Genomic DNA, 10983 nt, shown 5'->3' with positions numbered 1-10983 from the left:
CCACAGTCACCGAGAAAATCGGACAATACCAACCGGCGCATTTCGCAGTAGCACCCAACCGGACGGAAGTACTGCAGAACCGACTTCGAGACTGGTGCCAAGTGACCCAATTCATGCAATTCTTTGATTTGTCGGATTGGTCATCTAGTTCGGCTTCCAACTTGTCTGTCCCGCACCGGTTTCGAGTCACTGTGGAAAGAAGGTGGTCGGCGTGAGTCGACTTCGATTGTCCCTCGCCTGCGCCCTGTTGACTGTCGGGTCATTGAGCGCGTGTGCACCGAGTCCCGTTCCAACAACAACCCCAACCCCGAACTCGACGTGCAGTTCCGTTGGTTTAGGGATCGCCGCGGGCGCCCCACTCAACGGTCTCTCTCAGAATGATCTCGATGCAGAACTGACCGCAATGAAGAATGCCGGCGCGACCTGGCTCAGGTTCGACGTCGATTGGTCCGCCGTCGAATCAACCAAGGGCCAACAGAATTGGAGCACAACGGACCGCATCGTCGATCGAGCACGTCTCCAAGGATTGAGCGTCTTGGGAATCGTTACGTACACGCCGGCTTGGGCTCGCGTCGCCGGGGTCAACGATACCCACGGGTATCCATCCGATCCGGCCGCGTTTGCCAAGTTTGCACAACAAGCAGCACAACGGTACTCGAACAGAATCAGCACTTGGGAGATTTGGAACGAACCGAACCTGACACAATTCTTCCGCCCCAAGCCGAATGTGAACACATACACTGCACTCCTGAAAGCCGCATCTGAAAGTATCCGTGCGGTACAACCGGGTGCAAAGATTCTCAACGGCGGTTTGGCACCGGCCGTCGACAACGGATCCGACATCTCACCGGTCACATATCTCAAGGGTATGTACGCGGCAGGAGCAAAGTCTTCATTCGATGTCTTTTCGATCCATCCGTACAGTTGGCCTGCGCTACCTTCGGATTCGTCCACCCAGAATTGGAACACTTTCTACAGGATCCGACTGATGCGAGAATCGATGGTGCAGAACGGGGACAGCGGAAAGAAAGTCTGGGCAACCGAATTCGGAGCTCCGACAGGTACAGGCCCGACCGCCGTCAGCCCGCAATTACAGGCCAACATCATCTCGGATGGATTCGCGCAAGCAAAGGTGCTCGGTTACATCGAGCGCATTTTCATCTACAGCATGCGTGATCGCGGAACCAACACTTCGGATATCGAACAGAACTTCGGTCTGGTCACGATCAATTACACTCCGAAACCCGCACTCGCAGCGGTGAAACAGGCAGTTGGAGGGTGCAGCACACCCAAGATCTAGTGAAAGCCCGGTCCTTCAGGATTCCGACTGTCCGTCTGCTGAATCCGAACGTATAAGGCTCACGCGAGTTCTTTGCCTCCTCTTTCGAATTTCCGCTATATCTTTGGAGGTCAGCATAATTCGTTCGGTCGAGGCTTCGGAGTCGATGCCGTCGGCTTCCCCGGACGCCTTGACACCAGTTGCATCATTGCTGGTCGACTCCGCTCCGGAAATCTCCACTGCGGACGCCTCGACTCCGGCGCCCTCGACGTCAACAGCCTGCACGATCTGCGGCTCTTCGAGCTCGACCCCTGCGCTCGGCTTGGGCATAGCCTTCGGCAGGTTCTTCTTCGCAATACTGACCGTTTTCGCATCCACCAGGCTGGCGCGATCCCTCCTCGAATCCAGGGCGGAAGTATCCATTCCGTACGGCACGGCAACGGAAGGCTCGTTCAGCCGCGGCGCACCGGACTTCACCCAGGCGCTGTCGGACGGGGCCTGTGAGTTCGTGGCCGAGTTGGTCGGCTCGGCCGCCAGTTTCACTGAACTTGCGGGCCTGCGTCTGCGACGCAGCACCGCGAGGGTAAGTACGTCGAGGAGAGGCTCGGGAGCAGACGGACCCACGAGTACCAGTGTTCGCGCAACATCGACTTCGGCCAAAGCCCTGAGGCATTCGACGATCTCCCGTTGGTTGGCGTGCTGTGCGGAGACAACAACCAGGGCAAACCCGGTTCCATTGGAGTCAAATCGGCGCCACCAGTCCGACTTCAGCGAATATCGGGAGACCCCGGATCGCACGTGCGCAGGAACATCCCATGATGTGGAGAGGACGCCGTCACCCGAAAGCACCAGGACATGATCACCGAGACTTGCACGCTGGCATATCGTCAGCGCGAGGTTCGGCGGAAACTCAGCGGCTTCGGAGTGCTGCAGGACTAGTGAGGCTCCGTATTTCCGGGCCGTTCGACGTGCCCACGCGTCGGTCACTCGCGAACTGAATCGACCCCGGCAGGCAGAGAGGATTTCGGCAGCGAGAATGAGGACCACCAAGAACGCAACCGCCGACTCGACGAGTGGCTTCGGCGCAACCGGCAGACCCGTTCCCGCGGGGGCGGAAAGCAACTGCAGTCGGTCGGAACCGGATACGGTCGATCTCAACTGGCGCAACTGCTCCAGCCTCGCGTCGAGATCCGCCTTGATAGTCGGATCGTCGGCGGGTGTCTCGTATTCGTCCAAGCTTTCTCGCCGCGCTGCGTCCAAGTCCCCGTTCAATCGAGCGATGTCGTCGGTGAGAACTCGGGTACGACGATCCAGCGTGTCTGCATTGCGTCGCGCCTGCGCGTCGCTCAAGGTGGCGACGACTATTCGTGCCAGCGCGTCCGCGTCAGCCTGACTGAAGGCAGTCGCCTTGACGAATACCAATGCCGGAGAAGTACCGGGCGTCACCGAGATGTGGCCTGAGACATCCGCTGTCGTCCACCCGTTATTCAACTGGTCGTGGATGGCGGCAACCACATCGCTATCGGTGGCCAGTGCGACATAGGGGGCAACCAACTGGCCGAGGTTCGCGTCCGTCACGACGATCTGAGAGGCAGACTGAACCTCCGCGACGATGTCGGATTGATACACCGGTGTCGCGCTTCCCCGCACAGCGTAGACAATCCCACCGACGAGCAATGCGATGACAAGAGCGGGGAAGAACACTCTTGCAAGGTTTCGTGCATGCCTCACCAGGTCGAAAGTGGGCGGAACGCCGAGTTCGCGACGTATCGCCGCATCCCTGGTACTCGAATCTGCCATCTTGAGTACCCCCGATTGGATCGCGCGTTGAAGCGTAGCTGAAAGAAACCAAAAGTTTGCCGAACGCACACAAACATACCTGACGGCTGATGTCAGCTACCAAGTAGCCATCGCGGTCGCGACCACATTTGCCAGTACTCGACGATTTCGGCTCCGCTCGCGTCGTACAGAGCATTGCCGGCAGCGCTGGCGAGACCACACACGGCGCCGTCGCCGACAGCCTCGAATGCGGCTGCCGACACTTGCCGAAGGACCCGTAACCCATGTCCGCGCCGCTGTCCTTGCGCCCTGGTTCCGGCCGCCCACACAGTGCTGATGGGCTTACCGAACGACAGCATCGCTGCGGTCTGCAGCGTGTCGAGTTCGAACAGGCCGACGACTGAACGCTCACTTGGTCGGTCGGGGGCCGCCTCCTGATACACCAGAGTCGCAGATTCGCGATCGATACCGAAAACATCCTCCGCAAGTTGTCGTGCTGAACGCAGGTCGCCATCTTCCAGGATCCGCACCGCGGCATCCGGCGCTGACGGAGAATTCGGTAGCGCGCGCAGCGAACTCGAACCGACGCACACCCACCCTGCATCCGCGAGGACGGTCGCGGCATCCAGACCCGCCCCGGCGAGCATGACAACGGTGCGCAGTCGCTCTGCGAGCACTCGTTCCACAACGGCGACCGTGTTTTTCCGCACATCACCCCCATGGACCAATGCAAGGTTGTAGCTGGGATCGGGTGCACCCGTGAGAGCGATCCACCAACCGTCGTCGGCGAGATACACACCGGTCTCAGGTACGAGTCCAGACATGTTCTGCCCATAGGCATCCCGTAAGGCGGTCAACCCCGCCACCGTCCGAAGTGGTTGCGATCCGGTCATCGTCGTCTCCTGGGTCCAGGTATTGTGGGGCCATCAAACAGATCAAATCGGCCTTGAAGATTGCGGGCATACCTCTATCACTCCTCGCCCTTGGTGCGGCAGCGGGTTGGCCCGTCTTCGTCTCACCCAAGATCGATGCACCACGAAGTGCTGACGCTATCGTTGTCCTCGGCGGAGCACACGACGGACGCGAGGAGGTCGGAATCCAACTGATGAAAGACGGTTACGCACCACGCCTGATCTTCTCGAATCCGTACGGCGACAACGACAAGAAGATGCGGTCGATCTGCGAGGGTACGTTCGACTTCCCTGTCGACTGTTTCGTCCCGTCACCGTCCACCACCGAGGGCGAGGGGTTCGAAATCGAGAGAATGGCTAATGCCAACGGATGGAAGACTGTCATCGTCGTGACGTTCGTTCCTCATATCTCGCGGGCGCGGCACATCATTTCGCAGTGTTATCAAGGAGAACTGGTCATGGTCGCAAGCCGTCCGGAACTCTCGATCGGGACGTGGGCATTCAACTACGTTTACCAAACTGCCGGCTACGTCAAGAATCTGTTCTCGCATTGTTGAGCTCGACAGCTGACAGGAGGGTGCCCGGCGCGGATATCCGCGCCGGCACCAACCGCGTAGTCAGTACGCTCCGTCGCTTTTCGCGACCGCTGAGACGGTACGAGTAATGATCGAAAGATTTTGCAGGATAGACCAATTCTCCACGTAGGAAGAGTCCAGTCGAACAGATTCTTCCCACGAGAGATCACTGCGACCACTTACCTGCCAGAGGCCGGTGATGCCAGGCTTGACCAGCAGGCGCCGGGCAACCTCGTCGTCGTACATCTCGACCTCGCGACGCAATGGCGGCCGTGGGCCGACAACGCTCATCTCTCCGCGAATGACGTTGAAGAACTGCGGTAGCTCGTCGATACTCAATCGACGAAGGATCTTGCCGACGGACGTGATTCGTGGATCCTCACGCATCTTGAACAACACACCTCCGGCGCCTTCGTTGTCCCCCATCAGATCGACAACCTGCTGATCGGCGCCTTCCACCATGGTACGAAACTTGAACATGGGGAACGGTTTCCCGTTGAGGCCGATGCGTTCCGCCTTGTAGAACACCGGGCCTTTCGACGTGAACTTGACTGCAGCGGCAGCGGCGAGCATGACCGGCGCCACGAGGAGGATCATCAGCATCGAGAACACCGCGTCGAAAACAGCGGGCGCAAGCCGGTTCGCGCCCTGGTAGCGCGGCCGCGCAACGTGAATCAACGGGAGACCCGCCGCAGGGCGAAACATCAAGCGAGCCTTCGACACATCGGCCACGACCGGTGAAACCACCATGTCGACGCCCTCGGCTTCGAGGTCCCACATCAGTTTGCGAATGCCCACCTGTCCGAGGTCTTCGGTCCCGGTTACGATGACGGTGTCTGCGCCACTTGCGCGCATCGCCTCGACTACCTCAAACTCGTTGCCCATTACCGGGACTGCTGCTCCGTCGACAACGATGTGATCGTCCAACGCGGTCGCCCGACGCGGAATGCACGCTCCCACAACGTCGTAGCCTGCCGAGGATTCCCGCACGAAGGCACGCGTAGTAGCAACGACGGACGCATGTCCACCAACCAACAGCACCGAGTTACGGCAATCCCCGATCGCACGCTTCTTTCGAATGTCGCGTCGCCAGAGGTAGCGTCCGAGAAGCAGCGCAGCGAGTCCGACGGGCAGTGCGATCATGAGGTAGCTTCGCGCAATTCCCACGCCCAGAATGATCCCGGCCAATGCGCCTACTCCGAAGACCTGGCCGGTAGCGAGCAGTACCTTCTCGTACTCGTCACTGCCCTCGCCCAGCATCGCCTGATGACGGCTACGCCCCCGTGCGAGGGCGATCATCCACAGTCCGCCCAACGCTGCAGACGCGATCACTTTAAGTGGTGTCAGCCACTCGATGGGATGCGGCCACATACTGCCGATCTGAGCGAGTGCGATCACGAACAGGACCGTGATCGAATCGCTCACGGCGATCCGCTTCCGGTATGCCCGGCGCCAGTCTGTTCCGACATGAGCGGAATCCTGCGATACCGCCGACCGGCTCTCCACCTCAGCATGAACGCTCATTTGCCATCAGTCTTTCTTGTCATACGAACGGCGTCAGCGGATCGAACGGCTTGGGGGATCGCTGATCGGTAGCCACCGCGAGCGTCCAGGTACGGCAACACCCCGCCGGTTGCCGTACCTCGCTGCTCGCAGTGCAGAAATGAACCGTCATCGGACCCCCCTACATAACCGCCGATCAAAGGCCAATTCATGCAAGAAAACGACCCAGTGTTGCTCATTTCGTACGTAAACATACCTTAGGTTTGTTTCAACTGCACTCACCAAGCCCAAGCTATTTTCCGATTGCCAGGTGATTACCGGGCAATTACGTCAAAGTGGGCTAATCCTCCACGTCTTCGAGACGTCTTCCCTCACGAATCCGAATGTCGGCGATCAGCATGTCCAGGGCGCCCAGGAGTGCAGTGTCGGCGCGTCGGCACTGCTCGATCAGAGCTTCCAGATCAGCTTCATCGGCGCTTTCGATCACACCGGCTTTGGCGGCCCTGCTCAGTACTTTTTCGGCGAGGAGCAACGGCGGCTGCGACCGAGCGATGCCGTCCATGGATGACGCGCGAGCCTTCTCGGCAGCCTTCAAAGCGTCCCACGCCCGCTCTTGCTCAGCGATGTCGACCGCCCCGGAACTGACCAGGTGCGGGCTGCGGTGCACGAGTTTCGCGATCAATGCACCGGCCACGTCGTCCAATTCGAAAACACCGTGTGCTTGAGCGATCCGCGAGTGGAACAACACCTGAAGCAACAGGTCTCCGAGTTCCTCCCGAAGATCGCTCTCGTCGTCGCTTCGAATCGCGTCGAGTACCTCGTAGGTCTCCTCGACGAGGTAAACGGAGAGGCTCTCGTGCGTCTGGGTCGACTCCCAACCGCCGCGATTCCACAACCGGTCCATGATCGACGCCGCTTCCACCAGTCGATCGCCGTGAATGGGTTCGGCGCGAATCATCTTTACCCCAGCGGCAGACAACGCCGCGATCTTCGGCTCGGCGGTGTCCATCATCACAGTCACCGCGGCGCCGGGTGTCGTGGCCGGCAGTGCGCCGCGTACCGAGTCGGGAACGTCCGGGTCGATATCGATCGCGCCGGACAGGAACGGGAGCGCCTCCAGCGGAAAGACATGCGGCCGCAAAGGATCGAGCAGTACGACGACGGGCGATTCGTTCACCGTGTGCTCACGCCTCGACCAGGACGGCACCGGCGGCGCGCCCGTCAATCGCCAGGATGAAGTCCGCGATGTACTGGAGCAATTCGACGTCCCGCAGGCGATCCGAGCCGACTCCGCCGGTGCGAGGCAGCGGGAGTTGCACGAGCCCGGTCGTTGCCCGGTACTGCGCGCTCGGATAGATCCTCTTGAGCCTGATCTGTTTGGAATCGGGCAGTGACATAGGCGAGATCTTGAGCTGAGTTCCGGTGACGGCGACTTCCTCCAGTTGATACTCGCGGCAGAGCAGTCGAAGCTTGGCCACCGAGATCAGCCGTCGAACCTCTTCGGGCAGTGGGCCGTAGCGATCGACCAGTTCTTCGACTACGGCAGCGATGCCGTCGGAATCAGTTGCCGCAGCGAGCTTGCGGTACCCCTCCAACCTGAGCCTGTCACTGGTGACGTAGTCGGGCGGGATGTGCGCGTCCACCGGTAGGTCGATCCGGACTTCCTTCGTGCCCTCGTCCATTGTGATCGGTTTGCCGTCGGCTGCAGCCCGGAAGGCTTCGACCGCCTCACCGACCAGCCTGACGTACAGATCGAACCCGACCCCCGCGACGTGGCCGGACTGCTCTGCGCCCAGAACGTTTCCGGCTCCACGGATTTCGAGGTCCTTCATCGCGACGGCCATACCCGCGCCGAGGTCCGAATTCTGCGAAATCGTTGCCAGTCGATCGTATGCCGTTTCCGTCAAAGGCTTTTCGGCCGGGTACAGGAAATAGGCGTATCCACGTTCACGACTACGCCCGACGCGTCCGCGAAGCTGATGCAACTGCGAGAGGCCCAGCGAATCCGCGCGTTCGACGATCAGTGTGTTCGCGTTCGAGATGTCCAGACCGGTTTCGATGATCGTGGTACAGACCAACACGTCGAAGTCGCGTTCCCAGAATCCTTGCACAGTCTTTTCGAGAGTGTCCTCGTTCATCTGACCGTGCGCGACGACGACGCGAGCCTCCGGGACGAGTTCGCGGATCTTCTTGGCTGCCTTGTCGATCGAGCTGACACGGTTGTGAACGTAGAAGACCTGACCGTCGCGCAGAAGTTCACGCCGGATGGCCGCGGCAACCTGCTTGTCCGCATACGCGCCGACGTACGTGAGGATAGGATGACGTTCTTCCGGCGGTGTGAGGATCGTGGACATTTCACGGATCCCGGCCATGCTCATCTCGAGAGTACGAGGAATCGGGGTAGCCGACATCGTCAGGACGTCGACGTGGGTGCGTAGCGCCTTGATGTGTTCCTTGTGCTCGACTCCGAATCGCTGTTCCTCGTCGACGATCACAAGCCCGAGGTCCTTCCAGCGAATACCGGTCTGCAGCAACCGGTGAGTACCGACGACGATGTCGATCTCACCTTCCGCCATGCCGGCGATGATTTCCTTCGAGTCCTTGGCGTCGGTGAACCGGGACAGCCCTCGCACCTTCACCGGGAACGACGACATTCGTTCGGTGAAGGTCTGAAGATGTTGCTGTGCAAGCAGAGTCGTCGGCACCAGCACCGCCACCTGCTTGCCGTCCTGCACTGCCTTGAACGCGGCGCGGACGGCGATCTCCGTCTTGCCGTACCCGACGTCACCGATGACCACCCGGTCCATCGGAACCGGCTTCTCCATGTCGGCCTTGACCTCACTGATAACGGTCAACTGGTCGATCGTCTCGGTGAACGCGAATGCGTCTTCGAGTTCCTTCTGCCACGGTGTGTCCGGGCCGAACGCATGCCCGGGAGCAGCCTGACGCGCTGCGTAGAGCTGAACCAGCTCGCCCGCGATCTCACGAACTGCCTTGCGGGCCTTACGCTTTGTGTTTGCCCAGTCGGATCCACCGAGCTTGCTCAGCGCCGGCAACTCCCCACCGACGTATCGGGAGAGTTGATCGAGCGATTCCATCGGGACGAACAGACGATCGCCCGGATGACCGCGCTTGCTCGGCGCGTATTCGATGACCAGGTATTCACGACGCGCCCCACCGATGGTGCGTTCGACCATTTCGACGAACCGGCCGATACCGTGCTGATCATGCACGACCATGTCCCCTGCCGACAGCGCGAGGGGATCAACCTGATTGCGGCGCTTGGCCGGCAAGCGCTTTCCGTCGCCGACCGCGGCAACGCGGTTGCCGGTCAGATCGGACTCGGTGACGATCACCATCCCAGGCGTCGAGTCGTCGCCGGCGAGTACCAGTCCGTCGTGCAGTGATCCGCGGAGCACCGCGACCTGTCCACGGGCGGGGGTAGCGCCGGCATCGAGCATCTTGGCGGGCACTTCGGCTTCACCGAGTCGCTCCACGACGCGGCTTGCGGTTCCGGCACCTGCCACCACGATCGCCGCGCGACCGCCCGTGCTCACGTGCGCCCGAAGGCTGACGAACAGCTCGGCCAACAGGTCGTCGGAACCGCGCACCTGCGGTGCCGCATGCACCGGGAGTTCGAGTTCTTCACCGTTTCCCGACGCCAGCGGGCTGACTGTCCACCAGGGTCTGCCGGCAGCTTCGGCAGATTCGCGAACATGACGAAGCGACCGGTACGCGGAGGCACCGAGATCGACTCCTCCGCCGTTGAGGATCGACGTGTCGAGCGGTGCAGCGCCGCCGATCGACGCCGCCGTCCACGATGCTTCCAAGAATTCCTGGCCGGTGCGCACCAGGTCGGTGGCGCGGGTGCGCACCTTTTCCGGATCACACAGAAGAATGTGCGCCCCTTCGGGAAGTACATCGGAAAGTAGTTGCAGTTCACCGGGTTTGAGAACCGGAAGCAGAGCTTCCATCCCCTCGACGGGGATACCTGCCGAGATCTTGTCCAGCATCTCGACCAACGACGCGTCAGCCTGGTTCTCAGCAGCGAGTGCCGCAGCTCGATCACGAACATCAGCTGTCAGAATCAGTTCACGACACGGCGGCGCGATCACGGAATCGACGTCGACGTCCGCTAGCGAACGCTGATCGGCAACTGAGAAGTACCGAAGCTCGGATACCTCGTCACCCCAGAATTCGATACGGACCGGATGATCCGCCGTGGGCGAGAACAAGTCGAGAATGCCACCACGGACCGCGAACTCACCACGCTTTCCCACCATGTCGACCCGGCTGTACGCCATCTCAACCAGACGAACCAGAACGGAATCGAAATCGATCTCGGTGCCGACGCGCAACGTGATCGGTTCTATCTCGCCCAGGCCTGGCGCCATCGGCTGAACGAGAGAGCGCACCGTGGTGACGATCACCCGAAGAGGCGATCCGTACGAGGCGTCGTCTGGTCTGGCGAGTCTGCGCAGTACCTCCACCCGTCGCCCAACGGTATCCGCGCTCGGCGACAGTCGCTCGTGCGGCAATGTTTCCCACGACGGAAACTGCGCCACTCCTCCACCGAGCATCTCGGTGAGTTCCGAAGTGAGATCGTCGGCTTCACGACCGGTGGCCGTCACCAGCAGCACCGGCGTGCGAGCGGCGAGTGCAGCGGCGATGAACGGTCGAGCCGGCTTCGGAGCCACGATGTCCAAGGCGGCCGAGCCGATGGATTCGATCACCGGAGTGAACGCGGCATCTGCGAGGGCGACCTCGGCGAGTCCAGCGAGCGCAGTCTGGGCAGAGGACAAGGAAGTCAACGAACGCGCTCCTGAACAGTGATGACGGGTTGCGGACGCACAGCCCGAGCGCAATATCCCCACCGAGGCAGAGTTGTGCGCCGGTTCGATTCTATCGGTGTGAGATCTCGCAGCGCAGTCCGATC

General features: G+C 60.8%; 7 protein-coding genes. 2 read left to right on the top strand and 5 right to left on the bottom strand.

The features are described from left to right. Positions 1-202 precede the first annotated feature (202 nt). The gene (locus ABH939_RS05220) at positions 203-1300 is read left to right on the top strand and encodes a cellulase family glycosylhydrolase (protein ID WP_404649413.1); all 1098 of its coding nucleotides are present in this window, start codon (positions 203-205) and stop codon (positions 1298-1300) included. A 15-nt stretch (positions 1301-1315) separates the two neighbouring features. On the opposite strand, the gene ABH939_RS05215 is transcribed toward ABH939_RS05220, so the two are convergent. After that, on the bottom strand, positions 1316-3079 hold the full coding sequence (locus tag ABH939_RS05215) for a hypothetical protein (protein WP_404649412.1): 1764 nt from the start codon (positions 3077-3079) through the stop codon (positions 1316-1318). 92 nt (positions 3080-3171) lie between these two features. Continuing rightward, complete coding sequence (locus tag ABH939_RS05210; RefSeq protein ID WP_075833977.1) at positions 3172-3951, bottom strand: hypothetical protein; 780 nt, start codon at positions 3949-3951, stop codon at positions 3172-3174. 53 nt (positions 3952-4004) lie between these two features. Between ABH939_RS05210 and ABH939_RS05205 the strand changes: the two genes are divergently transcribed. After that, the gene (locus tag ABH939_RS05205) at positions 4005-4526 is read left to right on the top strand and encodes a YdcF family protein (protein ID WP_020970286.1); all 522 of its coding nucleotides are present in this window, start codon (positions 4005-4007) and stop codon (positions 4524-4526) included. A 60-nt stretch (positions 4527-4586) separates the two neighbouring features. Here ABH939_RS05205 and ABH939_RS05200 read toward each other — a convergent pair whose 3' ends face one another. The 3 genes from ABH939_RS05200 to mfd form a co-directional block, all read right to left on the bottom strand. Further along, positions 4587-6068, bottom strand: a complete 1482-nt coding sequence (locus tag ABH939_RS05200; RefSeq protein WP_054826093.1) for a sugar transferase — start codon at positions 6066-6068, stop codon at positions 4587-4589. 319 nt (positions 6069-6387) lie between these two features. Then, positions 6388-7224: a MazG family protein gene (locus ABH939_RS05195; RefSeq protein ID WP_030536281.1), complete on the bottom strand. Its 837-nt coding sequence runs from the start codon at positions 7222-7224 to the stop codon at positions 6388-6390. 7 nt (positions 7225-7231) lie between these two features. Further along, positions 7232-10858 (bottom strand): transcription-repair coupling factor, encoded by a 3627-nt coding sequence (gene mfd / locus ABH939_RS05190; protein WP_030536282.1) that lies wholly within the window; start codon positions 10856-10858, stop codon positions 7232-7234. Positions 10859-10983: the final 125 nt, after the last annotated feature.

The organism is Rhodococcus sp. 27YEA6 (assembly GCF_044908235.1).
Classification (GTDB): Bacteria; Actinomycetota; Actinomycetes; order Mycobacteriales; family Mycobacteriaceae; genus Rhodococcus_F; species Rhodococcus_F qingshengii.
The sequence above is the reverse complement of the archived record's forward strand: the minus strand, read 5'-3'. Positions and strand labels throughout refer to the sequence as shown.